Origin of the sequence: Arthrobacter sp. V1I9 (assembly GCF_030817075.1) — a bacterium.
Lineage (GTDB): Bacteria > Actinomycetota > Actinomycetes > Actinomycetales > Micrococcaceae > Arthrobacter.
Genome location: NZ_JAUSYU010000001.1, coordinates 1,682,362 through 1,704,614, shown reverse-complemented (window position 1 = coordinate 1,704,614; position 22,253 = coordinate 1,682,362). Strand labels below are relative to the sequence as shown.

General features: G+C 60.2%; 16 protein-coding genes. 6 read left to right on the top strand and 10 right to left on the bottom strand.

Going from position 1 to position 22,253, the window contains the following annotated elements; translation table 11 throughout:
- The 5 genes from QFZ70_RS08115 to QFZ70_RS08095 all read right to left on the bottom strand — a co-directional run bounded on the left by QFZ70_RS08115 (window position 1) and on the right by QFZ70_RS08095 (window position 5,853).
- Window positions 1-1,767 carry an Hsp70 family protein gene (locus tag QFZ70_RS08115; RefSeq protein WP_307094866.1) on the bottom strand — a complete coding sequence of 589 codons (1,767 nt, stop codon included), beginning with the start codon at window positions 1,765-1,767 and terminating at the stop codon, window positions 1-3.
- A complete protein-coding gene (locus QFZ70_RS08110; RefSeq protein ID WP_307094865.1) occupies window positions 1,764-2,909 on the bottom strand; it encodes a hypothetical protein in 1,146 nt (381 codons plus the stop codon). The genes QFZ70_RS08115 and QFZ70_RS08110 overlap by 4 nt, the downstream gene beginning before the upstream one ends.
- Window positions 2,906-3,772: a hypothetical protein gene (locus QFZ70_RS08105; protein ID WP_307094864.1), complete on the bottom strand. Its 867-nt coding sequence runs from the start codon at window positions 3,770-3,772 to the stop codon at window positions 2,906-2,908. The genes QFZ70_RS08110 and QFZ70_RS08105 overlap by 4 nt, the downstream gene beginning before the upstream one ends.
- 716 nt (window positions 3,773-4,488) lie before the next feature.
- Window positions 4,489-5,142, bottom strand: a complete 654-nt coding sequence (locus QFZ70_RS08100) for a DUF4352 domain-containing protein (protein WP_307094863.1) — start codon at window positions 5,140-5,142, stop codon at window positions 4,489-4,491.
- Window positions 5,143-5,193: 51 nt separating this feature from the next.
- The gene (locus tag QFZ70_RS08095; RefSeq protein WP_307094862.1) at window positions 5,194-5,853 is read right to left on the bottom strand and encodes a PspA/IM30 family protein; all 660 of its coding nucleotides are present in this window, start codon (window positions 5,851-5,853) and stop codon (window positions 5,194-5,196) included.
- Between the two features lie 236 nt (window positions 5,854-6,089).
- Between QFZ70_RS08095 and QFZ70_RS08090 the strand changes: the two genes are divergently transcribed.
- The 5 genes from QFZ70_RS08090 (at window position 6,090) to QFZ70_RS08070 (ending at window position 15,954) form a co-directional block, all read left to right on the top strand.
- Window positions 6,090-8,150: a hypothetical protein gene (locus QFZ70_RS08090; protein WP_307094861.1), complete on the top strand. Its 2,061-nt coding sequence runs from the start codon at window positions 6,090-6,092 to the stop codon at window positions 8,148-8,150.
- Window positions 8,150-9,778, top strand: coding sequence for a class I SAM-dependent DNA methyltransferase (locus QFZ70_RS08085; RefSeq protein WP_307094860.1), 1,629 nt, complete (start codon window positions 8,150-8,152; stop codon window positions 9,776-9,778). The genes QFZ70_RS08090 and QFZ70_RS08085 overlap by 1 nt, the downstream gene beginning before the upstream one ends.
- Window positions 9,778-10,929: a hypothetical protein gene (locus tag QFZ70_RS08080; RefSeq protein ID WP_307094859.1), complete on the top strand. Its 1,152-nt coding sequence runs from the start codon at window positions 9,778-9,780 to the stop codon at window positions 10,927-10,929. The genes QFZ70_RS08085 and QFZ70_RS08080 overlap by 1 nt, the downstream gene beginning before the upstream one ends.
- Window positions 10,930-11,014: 85 nt before the next feature.
- Complete coding sequence (locus QFZ70_RS08075; protein WP_307094858.1) at window positions 11,015-14,203, top strand: type I restriction endonuclease subunit R; 3,189 nt, start codon at window positions 11,015-11,017, stop codon at window positions 14,201-14,203.
- 116 nt (window positions 14,204-14,319) lie between these two features.
- Entirely contained in the window at window positions 14,320-15,954 is a 1,635-nt protein-coding gene (locus tag QFZ70_RS08070; protein ID WP_307094857.1) for an ATP-binding protein, read from the top strand.
- 217 nt (window positions 15,955-16,171) lie between these two features.
- On the opposite strand, the gene nrdF is transcribed toward QFZ70_RS08070, so the two are convergent.
- From nrdF to nrdH, 5 genes are all read right to left on the bottom strand, one after another.
- Window positions 16,172-17,146 (bottom strand): class 1b ribonucleoside-diphosphate reductase subunit beta, encoded by a 975-nt coding sequence (gene nrdF / locus QFZ70_RS08065; RefSeq protein ID WP_307094856.1) that lies wholly within the window; start codon window positions 17,144-17,146, stop codon window positions 16,172-16,174.
- Window positions 17,143-17,937 (bottom strand): NUMOD3 domain-containing DNA-binding protein, encoded by a 795-nt coding sequence (locus QFZ70_RS08060; protein ID WP_307094855.1) that lies wholly within the window; start codon window positions 17,935-17,937, stop codon window positions 17,143-17,145. The genes nrdF and QFZ70_RS08060 overlap by 4 nt, the downstream gene beginning before the upstream one ends.
- A gap of 38 nt (window positions 17,938-17,975) precedes the next feature.
- Complete coding sequence (gene nrdE, locus QFZ70_RS08055) at window positions 17,976-20,096, bottom strand: class 1b ribonucleoside-diphosphate reductase subunit alpha (protein ID WP_307097831.1); 2,121 nt, start codon at window positions 20,094-20,096, stop codon at window positions 17,976-17,978.
- Between the two features lie 20 nt (window positions 20,097-20,116).
- A complete protein-coding gene (gene nrdI / locus QFZ70_RS08050; RefSeq protein ID WP_307097830.1) occupies window positions 20,117-20,569 on the bottom strand; it encodes a class Ib ribonucleoside-diphosphate reductase assembly flavoprotein NrdI in 453 nt (150 codons plus the stop codon).
- 128 nt (window positions 20,570-20,697) lie between these two features.
- Window positions 20,698-20,943 carry a glutaredoxin-like protein NrdH gene (gene nrdH / locus QFZ70_RS08045; protein ID WP_013601222.1) on the bottom strand — a complete coding sequence of 82 codons (246 nt, stop codon included), beginning with the start codon at window positions 20,941-20,943 and terminating at the stop codon, window positions 20,698-20,700.
- Window positions 20,944-21,456: 513 nt separating this feature from the next.
- Here nrdH and QFZ70_RS08040 point away from each other — a divergent pair.
- Window positions 21,457-22,197 (top strand): cysteine hydrolase family protein, encoded by a 741-nt coding sequence (locus QFZ70_RS08040; RefSeq protein ID WP_307094854.1) that lies wholly within the window; start codon window positions 21,457-21,459, stop codon window positions 22,195-22,197.
- Window positions 22,198-22,253 lie beyond the last annotated feature (56 nt).

Genomic DNA, 22,253 nt, shown 5'->3' with positions numbered 1-22,253 from the left:
TCAGACTATCGAAGCGCATCTACAAGCGGGATCGCCCCACTTACGCTTACAGACGGCACAGGGCTTGTAGTAGAGGTGCTCGGTGAGTTGCTCATCAGTCGCTTGGTCCGGACCAGGGAGTCTCGAAAACGCATGAGGCCGATGCTGATAAAGCACGTCTCCAGGAACGAGCCTCGTATCCTGTTGATCGGCTACGTTGGCACGCGCGATAAGGCCGTCATTGGGTACGTAGGCCTCGGTGTCAGCAATATCGATTGGTCCCAGGTCATTGCTGCCGGGGAGTCCGATGCCAAACTCCAGATCGAAGTAGGACGCATGTGCTTCGTCGCCGCGCTGCTTGGACATAGCGCTAACTGACAAGATGAGGTTGTCGTCGACCTTTACGTCTAGTTCCAGCCGCTCGGTGAGAGGTGGTGCTGTCTTGTCCACAGCTATGGCTACCATGCCGAGCGATGTTCTCGGATCGCTGGCTTGGGGTTGATCAGCAAGCTCAGTTGGCGCCACTATGGAAAACTTTGCCCGACCGTCGGTGGGGTCGGTGCAGTACAAGTGGAAGCTGTCTTGACATACCTCGCCATTATTCGGCATGGCCGTTCCGGCCCTCAACAGTGGAAGGCGTGAACCACGTGCCATTTCCAGCTCAATGGGCTTTGCCAGCACCAGCCGCTGTGAGTCATGAGCAATGCGTGCCGCTCCCTGCGAAACAAGCGTTGCACTATTCTCAGGGACGAGCACCCGTTCAGGCCCGAACAGCTCGTGTAGTCGGCTCCGTATGCTTGGCATCGCGGCCATACCGCCGGCAACCAGGCAAAGTGAGACCTGAGCGGGTGCCATACCGACGCTGTCAAGGAGCGCTTCAATCTCCCTGATGCCTGATGTCACAAGAGGTCGTGTAATCGCTTCCAGCTCTTGCCGCGTCAGTGGGTACTCAAGCGTAGTTTCGGAGTCTGGGAAATAGCCGGGACGATAGAAAGTGACGCTCGGTCGCTCCGAGAGCGCAATCTTGTTCCGTTCGGCATCCTGCAACAGTCTCAGGCGTGCCTCCTTCGTGGGGTGATCCGATTTGGAGATCCCGTGCTTCGTAGAGAATCGCGCCACGACCTCGTCACGTATCACTTCATCGAATTTGTCACCTCCGACTGTGTCAGTTCCCCCGTTGCGGAGTTGCAGGATCCGCCCCGGCTCAATTCGGCAAAGTGTGAGGTCGAGGGTGCCGCCACCCCAGTCAACAACCAGTACGTTGCGTCGCATCAGGCCGCGGATTTCGCTGTCGGTGTCCGCTGCACCGCGGAGGTAGCCGTAGAGGGCTGCAAGTGGTTCGTGAACAAACTGAGCTATAGAGATTCCTGCATGGGCGAACGCTTCTCGAAGAGCCGCGCGTCTCGGTCCGTTCATGTTCACTGGAATTGTGACCACTGCACGGTCCAACTCGCCCAGCACTTGTCGCTGACGGCCTCGCCGTGATTCCGAACGGACATGGCGGATGACATCTGCAACAATCTCCACGGGGCTGCGGTCGACGCCCCCGACAGTCACTGATTCCTCGCCCAGGAGAAACTTTGGTGAGCGCACTGTGTTGCCATAGACGCCGAGACCGACTTCCTCAAGCGCGTGGCGCGCCTCTCGTCCAACGACGACTTCCTCGCCCTCGTATCGAACGACCGATGGGTGCGGCAGGCCTTCATCGTCCAAGACGTCAATCACACGGTCGCCAACGACCACAGACACGAGGCTGTTAGTCGTTCCGAAATCAAAACCTGCAATCATTGCACTCCCCCATCCAGTTCCTTCAGGCGCGTGACCTCACTACTAATTGCAGTGAGTGCCCTGTCAACGAACTCCTCGGCTACACCTGTGCTTCCATGGCGAAGGGCATGAAGCCCGTCCCCCAAAAGCTCAGACTGAGTAGAGAGCCGTCGAATGACCTGCGTTCTGAGAGCCTCATAGTCATCAACGTGGTGGCTCTTATCGACCACGCGGTTGCTTCGCTCTACCGAAAGCCGCAGCTCAAGTTCATTGGCTCTGGACGCCAGCTCCGCGGCATCTGCTCTTGCCTTCTCTAGATCTGCTGCCAGTCTCTTTCCCAACGCCTCGGCCGTTATGGCACGAAGCTCCTGCTCCCGTGCTTGTGAAATGGCCTTCTCCGTTTCCCTTTTCGAGTTACGGAGAACATGCTCGAAGTGCCGTGAGACCTGGCTCAGTGCTTCCGTGTTCCTTGCTGTCGCCAGAAGAGCAGCCGTCTTGTATGCACTTGGCAGGGCCGGAGCGTCCCAGACAGTGGCACTCATGTCCTCGATGAACTGCCGCGAAGTCCACCGATCGCGGAGGACGCGAAAAAGCTCCAGAGCGGATACCGCGTTGGAGCGAAGCCGCGCCCGGCCTGCGTCGCTGAATTCGGATTCCTCTTTCAGCCCCAAAGCGCTGAATGTTATGCGCTGGGCCGCACGATTGACCTCTTCAGCCGTTAGCATTTCCAGGGGCCGCTGTTCCGTCAAGCGCTCAATCCGTCCCTCGAAGAGTTTGTGGCTTGCGAAAGCCACGACAACCAGATCGAGAATCCGGCCACGCACAAGCGTTTCTGATCCCAGCTCAGCCAGTGATGACAATAAACTCGGCGGAACGGCAAATAACGTATCTCTCCCAGCTAATTGCCGAACAGTATCAATTTCTGCTTGCTCATCCTCTGGCCGTACCGACAGCTCGAATATATCCTTCCGGGACAAACTGAGCTTTCGTCCAGCTTCGCTATAGGCATATTCCATCAATGCGAGGATCGTTTTGGGCCGCTCCCGCTTGCTGCTGTTATCCGGGTTGGGCTTTTGCGGGCCCCTGGCCGCAGGCTCCCTGGGCAGGGGCGAGTCCGAGCCATCAGCCGAATGAACTCCAGCGGGTCCGTCGTCTGTTGTCACTTTTTCAGAACTCCTTGACGTTGAACTCGGGGTCGAAAATTTGTGTACCACTTCTCGCTCAGACGGCTGTGCCGAAGGCTTTCGGCGTGTCGCAGCGCTGCAGGGAGGTCTCCTAGAGCCAGCGCATGCTCAGCCGCCGCCAGATGGAGCTTAAGCGCGTCGTATGGTCGCTGTGAACCAATATTGGCAGCTAGCTCAGCCATGTCATCGGCTGCTGTGCCATCGAGTGGCAATGCAGACCACCTGAGCACTTGTTCGATTACCGAGTCGCTGAGCGCGACATCCAGGCTCGGGTGTGGCGACTGCGACAGCGCATCGGGCAACCAGCTTTCCCCTTTGAGGAGCGCCTGAAATCGTATGGACACTTCCGCAACGCGCTGGCTCTTGGTCTTCGTCATGGCGCGTTCGAACTGGTTGTAGTGGAAGGCAACGATGCCACATATAGCCTCTGCTGGAGGGCGATCGAAACTTCTCAAAATTCCGACGGCCTGATCGTATTTGCCCTCATAGCCGCTGCCCTCACCTGATCGCTCGGAACCCTCTGCTCCAGCAGCATCCTCGCGTGCCAGAACTCCGTAAAGGTAGTTTGCGAGACCGGATTGATACCGGGCTGCAGTGCGGTGTTGTTTGCAGCGCATGATGAAGTCGTCGATAGACCGGCGACTCAGCTCGCCCCCGTCGACCAAGCGCGCCAAGGCAGCATCAACCCCGTCAAGATCATCCATATCAGCCAGCGCGAACTCGAACTGGAAAGTCTCCACAACACCCAGATTCGAAAGTGTCACGTCCACAACACCGCTCCGCTGAGATGACAGAAATTCTGCAGCGTCTCCAACAAAAACTGTCTTGCCGTTGATACTCACAGCGTCAGCTGTGCGTATCACCCAATCATGCGCGGTGGTTTCGCTGGTGATGGTTAGGCGACTCCTGCCGCATTCCCGCCCGTTGAACACGAGAACAGGGCGTCGCACGGGGTGGCCCTCAAAAGTGTGTACGCGCAGATCACGGGCCGTTGAAAACTCCACCCCGCAGGTCGTGCACGGAAAGGTCACCTCTTTGGGCTCCGCAAATGGACTTGTACCTTCACCTGTGGGCTCATGAAATTCCATGTAGCCGGTGTGCCAAAAACCCACTATCTTCCGACCTGCCCAGTAAACAGTTGAGAAACAGTGGGCACAGGGCGGCGAAGGCCATGAACCCAATGCTTTTTCTCCGTATGGCGCCCGCGCAGATCCCCGGACCTACTCATGCTTTTCCTTTCGACGAACCCCCAACGCCGATCAGCCATAGCTGAGCAAGCCGTTTTCATTAGTTCGAGATCATATCCCTGCTGGGGGTGGCGCCGCATACGCAACGCTCCCATTACGCTTTAGGACTCAAATCTTTCCCCCTGTCCGAGTCGTGGTCATGCTGCACTATTCGTCTTCCCCAATTCCTGTTCTTCTCCCTGAGTGGTTGCTCACCTGCCACGTCACCCCTCCTGCGATCAAGGAACCTTCCAAATCGGACTCTTTGTGTGACTGTCCTGCCTCAAAGAGAGCCGACCAGTTGCGCATCAGAGGTTCCAAGAACTGGTCAATTACGGAATCTGGATCCGGGCAGCCTCCTGCAGCAGCGGATCAGAAATCATGACGGTGGCAGCGCCCGGCGCAATATCGAAGGCGATGTTGCCCCGCGCCTTGTCCCCGGGCAGAACCTCGCCCGAACCCAGCTGGTTATCTGCGAACAGGCTCATGTCTGCCTTACGGCCGTTGGCATCCTTCGCAGAGAAGTAGAGCGGGTTGGAGCTCGTCTTGCCGGATTCCGTTTCCCAGAGCACGTCCAGGAGCAGGTAGGTACCGTTCCTGGGTGGAGTAGAGAACGCGCCGGCGGTCACAGAGTCGGTGCGTACGGCGGACACGACAGTGATCCTGGCGACGTTGCCGTTGCGCATCTTCACGGTGAATGGAACGCCCACTGCAGGCGCCGCGGGAGCAGCAGGAGCGGACGGCGGCGGTGCCGCCGCGGGGGCGGCAGGAGCAGCGGCAGCCGGCGCAGTCGCTTCGACGGACGCAGTGGCGGAGGCGATCGGGCTGGAGTCCGCTGCCTGCTTGCTTCCGCCCGAGCAGGAGCCCATGAGAACGCCCACCAGCAGGACGCCTGCCGGAAGTACGAAGCGCTTCTTCTTGTAGAACGGCCGGGCTGCAGCTGCCTGGGCAGCCAGCGGGACAGGGACAAGGTTCTGGTTGGTCATGATGGTGCCTTTCAAGTGATGCGATTGGGTGATGGTGCGGAGTAGCAGTGGCTACTGTTTTTCCCATTTGCCGCAGCGGGTTGAGTTGAAGTCCAGCCCTGCTGAGAGGGTGACGACAGGCCGGCCGCCGCCGGGGATGTCGTTTTCGACGATGTCGCTGCCGTTGCTGCCGCTGCGGTAGATTCCCCAGTAGCAGGTGGATGCGACGGCAGCCGCTGCCCGGTAGGTGCCGGGTTCGATGTCGGAGCCCACGGTCCAGGTGCCGTCGCCGATGGTGTTGGCCGCCTTTGTCTTCTCGGCGCCGGTGACTGCCTCTTCGCGGACCTTCATGGCGGCTTCAGCAGTCTTGACGGCTGCGTCAGCCTTTCCGACCTCGGTCTCCCTTGCGGTGACCTTGGCTTCGCGGGCCGTAATGCCGTTCTGCAGGGTGTCGTACTTCGATTTCATCGACTCATAATTGGACTTGGCAGAGTCGCGATCGGACTCAACAGTTGCCTTCTCCCCCGCTAGCGCCCGATAGGCGTCGCTGGACTTAGGATCCGGCAGTGTGGTGCCGACGGCGGTCGCGCCTACCAGCAGGCCGACGACGGCGACGGCCGTGAAGACCCGGCGCGTCCGTCCGGGCTTGGCCTTCCCTCCGCCCGGCTGCGCCTCCGCCAGGACGTCTTTGCTGTGCGTTGCCGCCGGCTCGTTGGAATCGGTGTTCAACATGACTTGCTCCTCTGTTCTCGGATGGCTGCTGAGCGGCGGCGGGATACCAGTCCCCCAAATGCGCGGTTCCCCGCCGCCGTCGCAGCTCCGGAGGATTCCTTCGTAGCTGCAGAACGAAGCTACGACGGGCCAACCCAGCCGAGAGAAGAAACGCTGATAATCCCACTTATCAGCACATCCCTGGGAAGTGTGCCCCACGCAGTTAGGCTGAGGGTCGACGTCGTAAGGAGGCGGACATGAACGAAGCAGAAGCCCTGCGGATGACTCTCTCGGACGTTGCCGCCCTGGCGCAGGTCAAGCGCCCCGTTGTTTCGATGTGGCGCAAACGCAACGCCGGGACGGCCCACCCGTTTCCCGAGCCAGCCGCGCTCGACAACGGCCGGGAGCTCTTCGACGCCCACCGCATCGCCGCCTGGCTAAACGTGACCGGACGTGGCAACAATCCCGAGGCCGCCAACGACGTCGCAGCTTTCGCCAGGGTGCCGGTCAAAGCTTCCGGCGAAGCCCCGGGAAACACATTCAACGCCCTGACCGCCTTACTGACGCTCAAGGCCATGACCGGCAATGCCCTGGCGCAACTGACCCCGGACGAACTGCTGGACATGGCGGACGAGTGCGATCCAGACGACGCGTTCCTTTACTCGGAGCTGGAAGCCGCCGGGCCTTCGCTCGCTTCCACTGCGGCGTTTGCGGACCGGCTGGTCGACAGCGCCTACAACACGGGCGGGGCCTTCGAGCAGCTTCTGGCCGCGAGATTCCGGTCCGGGCTGCGGGAGCACTCGGATACGGCCCTCACCGAATCCGCCGTCGATCTGGTCGCCGCTGCTGCGGTCGAACTGTCGGCGACGCTGGGCGGAGACTCCGTGTTTGCCGATGCCACACGCGGCGGCAGCGACCTCCTGATGGGCGTCGTCCGCGCGGCCGGCGAGAGTGCGCCTGTCACGTTTCTAACACCAGACGACGACGGCGGGGCCGCCCGCCTCGTGCGCCGCCGCCTGCGCGTCCACGGCGTGGACGGCGGACAGATCCGCGTCGATCCCAGCGGCGAGTTCGCCGTCCATGGGCCTGTGGTGCACGTAGCGCAGTACCCGTCGCCCGGCGAACCCAGCATGGAAGAGGTCCAGATTCTCTCGGCGGTGGAACACCTTGTCCTGCAGATGGACGACCAACAGCGCGCCGTCATCATCGCGCCCGCCCGAGTCCTCTGCGACGCGCCACTGGGCACCTCGGCCAATGGCCTCCGTTCCGGGCTCCTGCGAACCGGCCGGGTGCGCGCCGTCGTGCGGCTGCCCCAGGGTCTGCTGCGTGCCAAGCCCCGCGAAACCCATGCTCTCTGGGTGCTGGGACCGTCCTTCGCCGAGGTGCCCATCGCCGAGCGCTGGACCATGGTGGCGGATCTGAGCACCCGGGCCCTCACAGAAGACGTCAAACAGGACCTGGTCAGCGATGTAGTCGCCTCAATGGGAAACCGCGCCACCGTCCGGGCCCACGCTTTCCGCTTCGCCCGGCTGGTCCAGACCCGGCTCCTGCTGGCCAGCCGGAAGTCCCTGGTAGCCGTGCCGTCCAACCATTCCGTTCCAAACGTCAGCGGCGCGGAGGCGGCCCTCCGGGTGGAGGAACTCGTGCGCCTACTGCGAGGCGGCAGTGCTGAACGATTCGCTGATGTGGCAGTACTGCCAAGCGTCCCGATCCTGAAGGGTCAGCCCGTCCCCATCGAGGAACTCATCGCCGGCGGCAACCTCACCTACATCAAAGGGAACCGGATCGAGGACGTGCATCTGACGGCTACAAACGGGACTCGCGTCCTCGGCCCCGACGAGCTACTCAACCTGCAGACCCCGCAGCGCCACCTTGACCTTTTGGACTTCGCCGCCAACAACCCGGCTGGCCGGCTCACCCAGCCCGGCGACGTCGTCTTTTGCACCAGCCCCCGGCCCGCCGCTCTTGTGGATCGAGAAGGCGGATCCGCCGTCGTATTTCCCGCACGAGTACTGCGGATCGACGCCGGCGATCCTGGCGGCCTGGTGCCCGACGTCGTAGCCGCGGACATCAACAAGCTCCCCGCCACAGACAAGTCCTGGCGCCAGTGGCACCTCCGCCGCGTACCGGACAACCAGCGTAAGAAACTGGCCGATTCGCTCGCCCGGCTGCAACACGACCAGCGGCAAGCCCGCGAACGCCTCGAACGGCTGGAGGAACTCGCTACCCTGATTACGGACGGCGTAGCGGGCGGAAGCCTCACCCTGACAGACCCCAGTACTAAGCTCGCCGAACCACAGACCGAAGGAACCCAGTAATGCCCCCTAAATTGAAGGTGGACCTTGCCCCGTCCACCATGAAGGAACTCAAGGACACCCTCTGGAAGGCCGCAGACAAACTGCGCGGCTCCATGGACGCCTCCCAGTACAAGGACGTGATCCTTGGCCTGGTGTTCCTGAAGTACGTCTCAGATGCATTCGAGGAACGCCGCGGGCAGATCCAGGCGGAGCTGGAAGCCGACGGGCTCAACGAAGAGCAGATCGCCCAGCTGATCGACGACGTCGACGAATACACCGGCCGTGGCGTGTTCTGGATCTCCGAGCGGGCGCGCTGGACCTACCTGGCCGAGAACGCCAAGGGCCTGCCCGCGATGGATGGTGAGCAGCCCAAGTCGATCGGCCAGCTAATCGACGAAGCCATGGACCTCATCATGGCCGACAACAAGTCGTTGGCCGCCACGCTCCCCCGCATCTACAACCGCGACAACGTCGACCAGCGCCGCCTCGGCGAACTCCTGGACCTGTTCAACTCCGCCCGCTTCACCGGACAGGGCGCCAGCAAGGCCCGCGACCTCCTCGGCGAGGTCTACGAATACTTCCTGGAAAAGTTCGCCAAGGCGGAAGGAAAGCGCGGCGGCGAGTTCTACACACCCGCCGGAGTGGTCCGCGTCCTCGTCGAAGTCCTCGAACCCCACCGCGGCCGCGTCTACGACCCCTGCTGCGGATCCGGCGGCATGTTCGTCCAGGCCGAAAAGTTCCTCGCGGCCCACAACATGGAGGGCTCGGACATCTCCGTCTACGGCCAGGAACTCAACGAGCGCACCTGGCGGATGGCCAAGATGAACCTTGCCATCCACGGCCTCAACGCCAACCTCGCTTCCCGCTGGGGCGACACCTTCGCCCGCGACCAGCACCCCGAGCTGACCGGGAACAACGGCGCGGACTTCATCATGGCCAACCCGCCGTTCAACATCAAGGACTGGGCTCGTTCCGAGTCCGACCCGCGCTGGAAGTACGGCGTCCCCCCTGCCGGCAACGCCAACTACGCCTGGATCCAGCACATCATCTCCAAACTGGCCCCGGGCGGCAGCGCCGGCGTGGTCATGGCCAACGGCTCAATGTCCTCCAATTCCGGTGGCGAAGGCGAAATCCGCGCCCAACTGGTCGAGGCTGACCTCGTCTCCTGCATGGTGGTCCTGCCAACCCAGCTCTTCCGCAGCACCGGCATCCCCGTATGCACTTGGTTCTTCACGAAGGACAAGACCGCAGGACCACGCGGTTCCGTGGACAGGACCGGCCAAGTACTCTTCATCGACGCCCGGAGCTTGGGCTATATGGTGGACCGGGCCGAGCGCGCCCTGTCCGACGAGGACATCGCCAAGATCGCCAACACGTACCACGCGTGGCGCGGCACCGCGTCGGCGGTTGAGGCAAGGCTGACATACGACGACGAGGCCGGCTTCTGCTATTCGGCGACCCTCGCGGAGATCAAGGCCGCCGACTATGTGCTCACGCCGGGCCGGTACGTGGGGGCGGCTGCGGTTGAGGATGACGGCGAGCCGATCGATGAGAAGATCACCCGGCTTTCAAAGGAGTTGCTTGAGCAGTTCGAAGAGTCTGAGCGGCTGGCAGCGGTTGTGCGCGAGCAGTTGAGAAGGGTTTTCTAATGGAACTGATCAGCCTCGCAAAGTTCGCAGAGATAAATCCCCAGGTGCAACTCACAAAAGGCCAAACTGCGTGGTTCGTGAGCATGGATGATGTGAGCCCAAGCAAAAGAGATGCCACCCCCTCGGAGACAAGAGCTTTCGGCGGCGGTGCAAGATTCATGTCCGGCGACACTCTTTTCGCGCGGATTACGCCGTGTCTCGAAAATGGAAAGATAGCGAGAGCTTTGCTTGCCCGCGATGGCGAAGTTGCGTCTGGTTCTACGGAGTTTGTGGTGCTCCGTGGACGGGAAGGGGTGTCTGATTCGTTGTTCGTGTATTACCTGATGCGACATCCAGACATACGGGAGATGGCAATTGGCCGTATGGAAGGCACGTCCGGCCGACAGCGCGTTCCGTCCGGTTTCTTCACTGATTGCCGCGTTCCCCTTTGGGGTATCGATGACCAACGGGCCATCGCCTCGGTCCTAGGTGCCCTCGACGACAAGATCGCCGCCAACACCCAAGTCATATCGAAGATCGATGACCTGTCGCACACAGTTTTTCGATCCATGGGAAGCATCGACAGCCGGATGATTCCGCTTTCAGGCACTGCTCAATTCGTGAACGGAAAAGCCTTCACCAAGGGGGCGAGCGGGCACGGTCGAGTGGTCATTCGCATCGCTGAACTGAACTCCGGAATCGGCGCTTCGACGGTCTACAACGACATTGACGTCGAAGCACAGCATGTTGCCCGCCCGGGTGACCTCTTGTTTGCCTGGTCCGGTTCATTGACGCTCCACAGATGGTTCCGGCCAGAGGCCATCGTCAATCAGCACATCTTCAAAGTGATCCCCAATGCTGGCTACCCATACTGGCTGGTGTACGAACTACTTCGACACAAATTGGACCAATTCAAAGCAATAGCTGCCGACAAGGCAACCACGATGGGCCACATTCAGCGGAAGCATCTGGACGAACCAGTGGCCGTTCCGGCCGAAGAAACCATTCGCCGACATGACGAATTGATGACGGCATTGTGGGAGAAAAGTCTGGCGGCCGAGGTCGAAAACCTCAAACTCGTCGAAACCCGCGATGTGCTCCTCCCTCAGCTGATGTCCGGCAACGTCCGCGTCAAAAACGCTGAGAAAGTCTTGGAGAACGCCGGCGTATAAATGCGCACGGCAGGTGTAATGGGCAGCGGGCAGCCGCACGAAGCCGGAGTAAGCAGAACAACAAGTCGATTTTGGGGGAATCATCGTGACAGCACCGACAGTAGCCTTTTCCGAAGCCGACTGGGAGGGCGCAGCAAAGGAGCGGCTCGGCGAGCTGGACTGGAAGCCGCTGGACGGCCAGGCCGTTGCGCCCGGCACCGGGGAACGCGAGTCCTGGTCGGAACTTCTGATCCGGCCACGCCTGCTTGCCGCCCTCCAGCGCCTCAACCCGGCGGTGCCCGCCCAGTATCTGCAGCAGGCTCTGGCGGAAATCTCATCGCCCAAGTCGAACGATGCGATGGCCGAGAACCACCGCATCCACAACTGCCTCGTCGACGGCTACCGGCTGACCTACATCGACTCGGACGGAAACGAAGCCAACCCGACCATCCGGCTTCTCAGCCAGTCACCCGACCAGAACGACTGGCTCGCCGTCAACCAGGTCACGCTCATCCAGGGTGACTACAAACGGCGCTTCGACGTGGTGCTCTACTGCAACGGCATGCCCGTCAGCATCATCGAACTCAAGAAGGCAGGCAGCGCGCACGCCGACCTCCCCGGCGCCCACGCACAGCTCCAGACCTACCTCCGTGAGTTCCCCATGGCGTTCCGCTTTTGCGTGTTCACCCTCGCCACCGACGGAATTCAGGCCAAGTACGGAACGCCGTTCACCCCCTTCAATCACTTCTCACCCTGGAACGTTGACGACGACGGCGCCCCCGTCCCCCAGGGTTATATGGTCGATGGCGACGCGGTCACCGCCCTTGACACCGCCCTGGACGGCCTCTACAACCAAGAACGCTTCCTGCAGCTCGTCCGGAACTTCACGGCCTTCGATCAGGGGTCGGGCGGTCTCGCCAAACGTATCGCCAAGCCGCACCAGTACTACGCCGTGACCAAGGCGGTGGCGAGCACCATCCAGGCGGTCGAAAGCAATGGCAAGGCCGGTGTTGTCTGGCACACCCAGGGTTCGGGGAAGTCCATGGAGATGGAACTGTACGCCAACATGGTGGCCCGCCAGCCGAAGCTGAAGAACCCCACCGTCGTGGTCATCACCGACCGGAACGAACTGGACGGCCAGCTGTTCGAAAGCTTCGGCCGCAGTCTGCTTCTCGCGGAGTCACCCAAGCAGATCAAGAAGCGCTCTGCGCTGCGCGACGAGTTGAGCAACCGGACAACGGGCGGCATCTACTTCACCACGCTGCAGAAGTTTGGCCGCAGCAAGTCCGAGAAGGAAGCCGGTGCCGACCACCCGCTGCTGTCCGACAGGCGCAACGTCATCGTAGTGGTGGATGAGGCGCACCGATCGCACTACGACGACCTGGACGGCTATGCCCGGCACCTCCGCGATGCGCTCCCCCACGCCACGCTGATCGCCTTCACAGGAACGCCGATCTCTTTTGATGACCGGAACACGCAAGAAGTCTTCGGCGATTACATCGACATCTACGACCTGTCCCGGGCAGTTGAGGATGGCGCAACCGTGCCCGTCTACTTCGAGCCGCGGCTGATCAAGGTGGGACTCTCCGAAGGCGTCACCGAGGAGGATCTCGACAAGTCAGCGGATGAACTAACGCTGGGGCTCGACGATACCGAACGCGCGCGCATTGAGGCGAGTGTCGCCGTCGTCAATGCTGTGTACGGTGCACCGCAACGGATCGCTGCGCTGGCGGAGGACCTAGTGGCGCACTGGGAGAACCGGGGCGAACGGATGCTCAAGTTCATTGAGGCCCCGGGCAAGGGGATGATCGTGGGCGGTACGAGGGAGATTTGCGCGAACCTGTACTCGGCCATTGTGGCACTGCGGCCCGAGTGGCATTCGGACGACCTGTCCAAGGGCAAGATCAAGGTGGTCTACTCCGGCGATGCTACTGATGTACCGCCGGTGTCTAATCATGTGCGTCGCGATTCGCTAAATGCCCAGGTGAAGGAGCGGCTCAAGGATGTCGATGACGAGCTGGAGTTGGTGATTGTCAAGGACATGATGCTCACCGGCTACGACTCTCCCCCGCTGCACACGCTGTATCTGGACCGGCCGCTCAAGGGAGCGCTGCTGATGCAGACGCTTGCCCGGGTCAACCGCACGTTCCGAGGAAAGGAGGACGGGCTGCTGGTGGCGTACGCGCCCCTGGCCGAGAACCTGTCCAAGGCGTTGACCGAGTACACCCAGTCTGACCAGGCGAATAAGCCGGTGGGCAAGAACATCGAGGAGGCTGTCGGACTGACGGTTTCGCTGGTGAAGACCTTGCGCTCTTTGCTGGCAGGTCATGACTGGAAATCCGCCCTGATGAAGGGAGGGCCGAAGGCCTTCCTGAACGCCGTGACCGGAGCTGTCAGTTACCTGAGGAACCCTGCCACACCCGGTAATCAGCCGGGCGACGGTGAGGAGCCTTTGGCCTCGAAGTACCGCAAGTTTTCTGGTCAGCTGTCCCGCGCGTGGGCGCTGTGCTCCGGCTCGGAGACCCTGGCCGAGCTGCGTCCCGAAATCCAGGTCTACGAGGAAATCCGGGTTTGGATGGCGAAGTACGACGCCGCCGACCGGCAGGCGAGCGGCGAACCAGTGCCAGAGGAAATCCAGCGGCTACTGGGACACCTCATTGCTTCCGCCACATCCTCTGGCGAAGTGCTGGACATTTACGATGCTGCCGGCATGCCCAAGCCGTCGCTGGATGACTTGACGCCGGAGTTCATTGCGAAGACGCAGAAGGCACGGAACCCGCAGCTGGCCATCGAGGCATTGCGGAAGCTTATTGCCGATGAATCTGCATCTTCCACACGGAACAACGTGATCCGGCAGCGAGCGTTCTCGGAACGGATCACCGAGTTGATGAAGAAGTACACCAACCAGCAGCTCACGTCCGCCGAGGTTATTGCCGAGCTGGTGGAGCTCGCAAGGGAAATTGCCGTCGAAGGCAACCGCGGTGCGCAGTTCACTCCCCCGCTCAACTCGGACGAGCTGGCCTTCTACGACGCCGTGGCTCAGAACGAATCAGCGGTGGAGGTCCAGGGTGAAGGCGTCCTGGCTGACATCGCCCGCGAGCTGGTTTCGGTGATGCGACGGGATGTGCGGACTGACTGGACCGTCCGCGACGACGTTCGGGCAAAGCTCCGGTCTTCGATCAAGCGACTTCTAGTGCGGTTTGGCTACCCGCCGGACAAACAGCCCGAGGCGATCAAGCTTGTCATGGAGCAGATGGAATCCATGGCGCCAAGGTTTGCCGAGGCGCGAATATGAATCGGCGCCGCCACAAAGCTTCGATTTTTCATTAGGAGATTGATTTGCAGTTATCACACGTCAAAATATCAAGATATCGAAGCATCTCCCGGGACGCGGCGTTCAAAATCGAAAACATGACGGTCTTGGTGGGGCCAAACAACCAGGGAAAATCAAATCTCCTGCATGGCATCAGCTTGGGGATGAAAGTCATCGATCAACTCGCCATTGGAGTGAATCCACCAAGGGCCAGCCCTCGGCGCAGTCCGATGCTCTTCCATCCGCGGAGAAGGGAGCTTGTAAATGACTTCGACTGGGAACGCGATTATCCTCTGAACCTCACAACGCGGAGCTACACGTCTATACGTTTTGAGTTTAGGCTTGATGCAAAGGAAGTGACGGACTTTCAACGAATCATCGGTTCCCGCGTCAACGGCACTCTGCCGGTAGAGATCAAGTTCTATCCTAACAAACCCCCTTCCTTGTCTATACCCAAGCCTGGCAAGGGAAGTAAGAGCTATGCTGCAAAATCACCTGAAATTGCAGACTTTATTAAGAAACGCATTAAGTTCATCTACGTCCCAGCCGTTCGTACGGTAGATCAAGCAATGCAAGTAATCAACCAACTCGCGTCGGAACGCATGAATTCGCTTGAGGAAGATCTTGAATATCAAGATCTTTTGCGGAAGATTGAAGACAAACGCAGCGAGCATTTCAGAGCACTTGAATCAAGCGTCTCCACCCGGTTGGGCAGCTATCTTTCAGGCTTTGAAGCGATAGAGATTGTGGGGGAACCTGTCAGCGATTTTGCCGCCGTACGCGACATTCTTATTGATGACGGAGCTCGAACGTCACTCCTGCAAAAAGGCGATGGCGTAAAGAGCATAGTTTCACTAGCGCTAATGCACGACGTAGCAGAACACACTAACAAGGACCGACAGGTTATCTTGGCCGTCGAGGAGCCCGAGGCGCACCTACATTCCGACGCAATCCATGAGATCCGAAAAGTACTTGCCCAAGTGGCGTCCAAACAACAGGTAATTCTCACTACTCATAGCCCTCTCCTTCTTAATCGCTCCCATGTGGCAAGTAACATCCTTGTCCAGGACAACCGGGCGCGCCCCACGAAAAGGCTAGAGGAGTTGCGTGATTGCCTAGGGGTGCGGCCCGGGGACAACTTGTCATCCGCGACAGTAAGCATCCTAGTGGAGGGACAGACGGATGAGAGGTTTCTGCGGAAGATCCTCTCAGAGAAGTCATCGCGCATTGAGGGAGCACTGATTGATGGCTCCATCAAGATCCGACCCTCCGGTGGGGGCAGCGGATTGACTGCTGCAGCCAAGCACTTGCTCATAGAGCCGACCACTATGTTTGCGCTGATCGACAACGACAATGACGGCAAAAACACGCTTAAAAAACTAGGCGATGACACATTGGTGCCCGTCGAGAACATATTCCTGGTGTCTCCCGGCGGCTTCTTCAATAAAGAGCTTGAAGATTTTTATTCCAAGGAAATACATCACAGGGTCATGAATCAGATGTTCGCCGCCGACGTCGCTTCATTTGAACCCTGGAACGATGAAAAAAAGTGGAGCAACCAGGTCAAACCCTTCCTGAGGACCATCGGAAAGCCCGACGACACTTACACCGTCGACACTGTCAAGATTCGTCTGGTAGAAGAAATTGAGCGGGTTGGTACGGAGGGACTCAATCCCCAGGCCAGTCCAATTCTTGACAGCTTGGTAGCCAGACTCGAAAAAGTCGTGATTTGAACGCCTATGCCGCGCCCTATCCCGCTCACTGTATTATGCTTTCGTTTTTCGCTCGCCGTTGGTTGATCGTTCCGACCTGCTAACAAGTAAAACCACGACGGCCCCCGCACGCAATGTGCGGGGGCCGTCAGGAATAGCGGCACTTGCTCCAGCTTGCCGCTTCGCTGAGTCTTGCAGACGGGGCTTTAGCAGCTGGTGGCGATGGTGAAGGCCTGACCTAGAAGTCCCAGTCCTCGTCTTCGGTGTTGACGGCCTTGCCGATCACGTACGAAGAGCCAGACCCGGAGAAGAAGTCGTGGTTCTCGTCCGCGTTCGGGGACAGCGCAGAAAGGATCGCCGGGTTCACGTCGGTGACGGAGGCCGGGAACATTGCTTCGTAGCCCAGGTTCATGAGCGCCTTGTTGGCGTTGTAGTGCAGGAACTTCTTGACGTCCTCGGCCAGGCCGACACCGTCGTAGAGGTCGTGCGTGTACTGGACTTCGTTTTCGTACAGCTCGAAGAGCAGTTCGAAGGTGTAGTCCTTGATCTCCTGCCGGCGCTCGGCAGAAACCGTTTCGAGGGCCCGCTGGAACTTGTAGCCGATGTAGTAGCCATGGACGGCTTCATCGCGAATGATCAGGCGGATCAGGTCAGCCGTGTTCGTCAGCTTGGCGCGGGAGGACCAGTACATGGGCAGGTAGAAGCCCGAGTAGAACAGGAAGCTCTCCAGCAGTGTGGAGGCCACCTTGCGCTTCAGGGGGTCGTCGCCCTGGTAGTAGTCCATCACGATCTGGGCCTTCTTCTGAAGGTTTTCATTCTCGGTGGACCAGCGGAACGCCTCGTCAATCTCCTTGGTGGAGGCCAGCGTGGAGAAGATGGAGGAATAGCTCTTGGCGTGCACGGACTCCATGAAGGCGATGTTCGTGTAGACGGCTTCCTCGTGCGGGGTGAGCGCGTCCGGAATCAGGGAGACTGCACCGACGGTGCCCTGGATGGTGTCCAGCAGGGTCAGGCCGGTGAACACACGCATGGTGAGTTGCTGCTCGTCATGGGTGAGCGTGTTCCAGGACTGGACGTCGTTGGACAGCGGCACCTTCTCCGGCAGCCAGAAGTTGTTGACGAGCCGGTTCCAGACCTCAACGTCCTTCTCGTCCTGGATGCGGTTCCAGTTGATCGCCTCAACATGGCTGAGAAGCTTTACTTTTTCGGTCATGACTCCGACTCACTTTCTGAAGAGAGACTTGGTTTGGCTGAGTCCTCGACGCAATACCTGCAGTCGGCTTTCTCGAGGCCTTTGTTGGTGTGATGTCTGGTGTGGGCGCTGCGCTGGCTGGAAGGCATTGGACGACCCTTCCGTACTGCTGACATTTTCGCACGCGTTTCCGCGCTGGCCTTCTTGCCGAAGTTGGGATTGCCGGCGCCCTTCTTTGCTTCCGAAAGGGCCTTGCGGGTCTCTTCGCTGACCGTGTGTCCGAATCCTGGATGCTCTGGACCGAACTTCCCATAGTTCGGGTTTTCAGCTCCCAGATACGTGCCCTTGCGTTCCCGGGACCACTTTTCGCGCTGCTCCACGGTGTGGTTCTTGCCGTAGAAGGAAGCCCCTGGCCCCGACGCTCGCTTGATCTTGCGACCCGTGGAACGGATACGAGCGGCTTCCCGCATGGCTTCTGTCCAGACAACACCCGTCGGGCCAAGGCCACCCTCGGAAAGGTTCAGGAGACGGTCGCCCTCCCGGCGCAGGTAGCTGATCCAGTCCATCTCGGCCTGCCCCAACTCGGGCAACCCTTCGATCCAGTCCAACTCGTCTGCAATGACTTCAGATTGGTCCTGTTTCCGAAGCCAGTCGTAGAAGGGAGTTTTGCGCCCTTCCGCGGCCACGCGAAGGTGCTGATGGAAACGACGACTAGCCGTCTTGGTGGTGATGCCGACATAGCGGTACTCGACCTCCCGCCGAAGCCGGATGCCGTAGACCAAGCCGCCCGTCGCCGTCGTCGTTTCCATCATTCATCCCCTAATGAATAGTAATCAACCGATTCGAGTTGTCATAGGGCACAAGAAACACAGCCCTCCACCTCCGTCCCTTCCAGCGCGAGCTGGCGGAGACGGATGTAGTAGATGGTCTTGATGCCCTTCTTCCAGGCATAAATCTGCGCCTTGTTGATGTCGCGCGTGGTGGCGGTGTCCTTGAAGAACAGCGTCAGGGACAGGCCTTGGTCCACGTGCTGGGTGGCGGCAGCGTAGGTGTCAATGACCTTCTCGTAACCGATCTCATACGCGTCCTGGTAGTACTCCAGGTTGTCGTTCGTCAGGTACGGAGCCGGGTAGTACACGCGGCCCAGCTTGCCTTCCTTGCGGATCTCGATCTTGGACGCCACCGGGTGGATCGAGGAGGTGGAGTTGTTGATGTAGGAGATCGAGCCGGTCGGCGGGACGGCCTGCAGGTTCTGGTTGTAGATGCCGTGCTCCATGACGGAAGCCTTCAGCGCCAGCCAATCAGCCTGCGTCGGAATGTGCACGTTCTTGAACAGCTCCGCCACCTTCTCGGTCTGCGGCACCCACTCCTGCTCCGTGTACTTGTTGAAGAACTCACCGGAGGCGTACTTGGACTTCTCGAAGCCGCCGAAGGTCTGGCCGGTTTCGATGGCCAGCAGGTTGGAGGCACGGACTGCGTGGTACACCACCGAATAGAAGTAGATGTTGGTGAAGTCCAGGCCCTCTTCGGAACCGTAGTGGACCCGCTCGCGGGCCAGGTAGCCGTGCAGGTTCATCTGGCCCAGCCCAATGGCGTGGCTCTGGTCGTTGCCCTTGGCGATGGACGGCACCGAGGTGATGTTGGACATGTCGGACACCGCCGAGAGCGAGCGGATGGCCGTCTCGATGGTCAGGCCGAAGTCCGGCGAGTCCATGGCCTTGGCGATGTTCAGCGAGCCCAGGTTGCAGGAGATGTCCTTGCCGGTGTCCGCATAGGACAGGTCATCGTTGTACGTGGTGGGCTGGGAAACCTGGAGGATTTCCGAGCACAGGTTGGACATGATGATCTTGCCGTCAATCGGGTTCTCCCGGTTCACGGTGTCCTCGAACATGATGTACGGGTAGCCGGATTCGAACTGGATCTCGGCGAGGGTCTGGAAGAACTCGCGGGCCTTGATCTTGGTCTTCTTGATCCGGGAGTCGTCCACCATCTCGTAGTACTTCTCGGTGACCGAGACGTCGGAGAATGGCATGCCGTAGACGCGTTCGACGTCGTACGGGGAGAACAGGTACATGTCCTCGTCACGCTTGGCCAGTTCGAAGGTGATGTCCGGGATGACGACGCCGAGCGAGAGGGTCTTGATGCGGATCTTCTCGTCGGCGTTCTCGCGCTTGGTGTCCAGGAAGCGGTAGATGTCCGGGTGGTGTGCGTGCAGGTACACGGCACCGGCGCCCTGGCGGGCACCGAGCTGGTTGGCGTAGGAGAAGCTGTCCTCGAGGAGCTTCATCACGGGGATAACGCCGGAGGACTGGTTCTCGATCTGCTTGATGGGCGCGCCCACCTCGCGGATGTTGGTCAGCGCGAACGCTACGCCGCCGCCGCGCTTGGACAGCTGCAGCGCCGAGTTGATGGAACGGCCTATCGACTCCATGTTGTCTTCGATGCGGAGCAGAAAGCAGGAGACCAGCTCGCCGCGCTGCTTCTTGCCGGCGTTCAGGAACGTGGGGGTGGCCGGCTGGAAGCGGCCCTCGATGATCTCGTCCACCATCTGCAGGGCAAGCTGCTCGTTGCCGCGGGCCAGGTGCAGGGCAACCATGCACACGCGGTCCTCGTAGCGCTCCAGGAAGCGCTTGCCGTCGAACGTCTTCAGCGTGTAGGACGTGTAGAACTTGAAGGCGCCCAGGAAGGTCTCGAAGCGGAACTTCTTTTTGTAGGCGCGGTTGAACAGGTCACGGATGAAGTTCATCGTGTACTGGTCCAGCGTCTCGCGCTCGTAGTAGTCGTTCTTGACCAGGTATTCGAGCTTCTCTTCCAGGTCGTGGAAGAACACGGTGTTGTTGTTCACGTGCTGCAGGAAGTACTGGTGCGCGGCCTCGCGGTCCGCCTCGAACTGGATTTCGCCGCTGGGGCCGTACAGGTTCAGCATGGCGTTCAGCTCGTGATAGCCCAGGCCCTTGTAGGCGGCGGGCATCTCAGGCTTCTGGGCCCTGGTTACTTCTGTGTCTGCGACAGTCGTGTCCAAAACGTGTCCAATCCATTGTTTACGCGGGTCACGTCTTCTGGCGTGCCCATTAATTCGAAGCGGTAGAGGTGCGGTACTCCGCACTTGGCGGCGATGATGTCCCCCGCCATGCAGTAGTTGTCCCCGAAGTTGGTGTTGCCGGCACCGATCACTCCGCGCAGGAGCTGCCTGTTCTGTGGAATGTTCAGGAACCGGATGACCTGCTTGGGGACAGAACCCTCTCCCCCGGTGCCGCCGTACGTGGGCACCACCAGCACGAACGGCCGGGTGGCGAGGAGGGGTGCATCCTTGGCGAGCAGCGGAATCCGGGCCACCTCGCGGCCGAGCTTGGAGACAAAGCGGGTGGTGTTCTCGGATGCCGAGGAAAAGTAGATGAGCCGGCTGCTGGTAACAACCGCTGGCGCCGGCGAGGAACCGTCCACGCGCTGAGCCGCGTGAAGTTCCTGCGGTGCCTGGGATTCCTGTGCTGTGTGGAATTCCTGGGCTGCTGGTGCTGCCGTGGGAGTCACCTCAGCTGGTTGATTATTGCCGGCAGGAAATGCAGTGACCCCTAGGCCACGGAGGAAACAGCGGAGAGCGCCAGTTCCTCGATCTTGTCCGGGCGGAAGCCTGACCAGTGGTCCTGGTCCGTGACCACAACGGGTGCCTGCATGTAGCCCAGTGCCTTCAGGCGCTCGAGTGCCTCGGCGTCCTGGGAGATGTCAACGCTCTGGTACGTGATGCCCTTTTTGTCGAGCGCCCGGTAGGTGGCGTTGCACTGAACACAAGCAGGCTTTGTGTAAACCGTTACGGTCATGGTCCTGTCCCCTTTGCTGAAAAATTGCTCGTCCGGGTTCCCGCCCAAGCTGTATGTAGATACTACATCTAGTGCAGACGCCTCTTTGGAACCCCAAGATGATGTATTACAAGTATGTCATTTAATGCACCTTTAATCCACAGGGAGGGGCCTTCAAAATGTCCGGAATCCCGCCGTTTTTACGGACGGAATCCACACCCTGTGGAGTACTTAGCCACATTTAACGCCCAGCGTGTCGTGGAAAAGACGGCGTGTCGGCCCTGGTGCCGGCAGGCTGAGTGGCACTGAAAAGGGGCTCCGAAGTGAGCTTCGAAACCCCTTGTGGTGACCAAGCCCACGGGTGCTGGACCCGGTTGGCGGGAAGGAACGATGCCCAGCTTGCGAGCATCATGAACGGGTTCGGTCAGCCGGTTGTCTCGCCCGGATGGGAGTCTTAAAATTCAGGCATAGCGCCAACTTCTACCCACTATCGTGGAGGGCGCACTGACTCGTCCTAGCCACAGGAGTGAGCACATGGCACCGCAGGACATGATGACGGTCAACGCTCGGCCCGGGCCTTTCGGTCTTGATCTCGGTCACGCGGCGGTGATCGTCGTCGACATGCAGAACGACTTTGGATCGCCGGGCGGCATGTTCGAACGGGCCGGCATCGATATCGCCCAGATCCGAGCGGTGGTCAGGCCAATAACCCGCGTCGTGGACGCAGCGCGCGAGGCGGGGGTCCCGATTGTTTACCTGAAGATGGGGTTCCGGCCCGATCTTTCCGACCTCGGCCCAGAGCATGCGACCAACCGCCAACGTCACCAGTTCATGGGCGTGGGTGAACCGGTTGTGGCACCGAACGGCTCCCCTAGTCGCGTGCTTATCCGCGACACGTGGAACACCGACATCGTTGATGAGTTGGCGCCAGCCCCGGGGGATCACATTATTTACAAGCACCGCTTCAGCGGCTTCTTCCAGACCGACCTGGAGGCACTCCTGCGGGGTCAAGCGGTCCGGGACCTCATCTTTACGGGCTGCACGACGAGCATCTGCGTCGAGTCGACGCTCCGGGATGCGATGTTCCGCGACTTCCGCTGCCTCTTGCTGGAAGACTGCACTGCCGAGCCTATCGGCGCGGCGGCCGGTCGCACCAACCACGAGGCATCGTTGCTCACCATCGAGACGCTCCTCGGCTGGGTGGCCACATCAACCGCGCTGCTCCACGGGCTTGCGGCCGCATCGGCCGACCTTCACCATGCCACTAGCGTCTAAGAGACGTTCCGCATTGCCTTTTTGAGGTCGTCAGGATGGCGTTGCCGTTATCCATC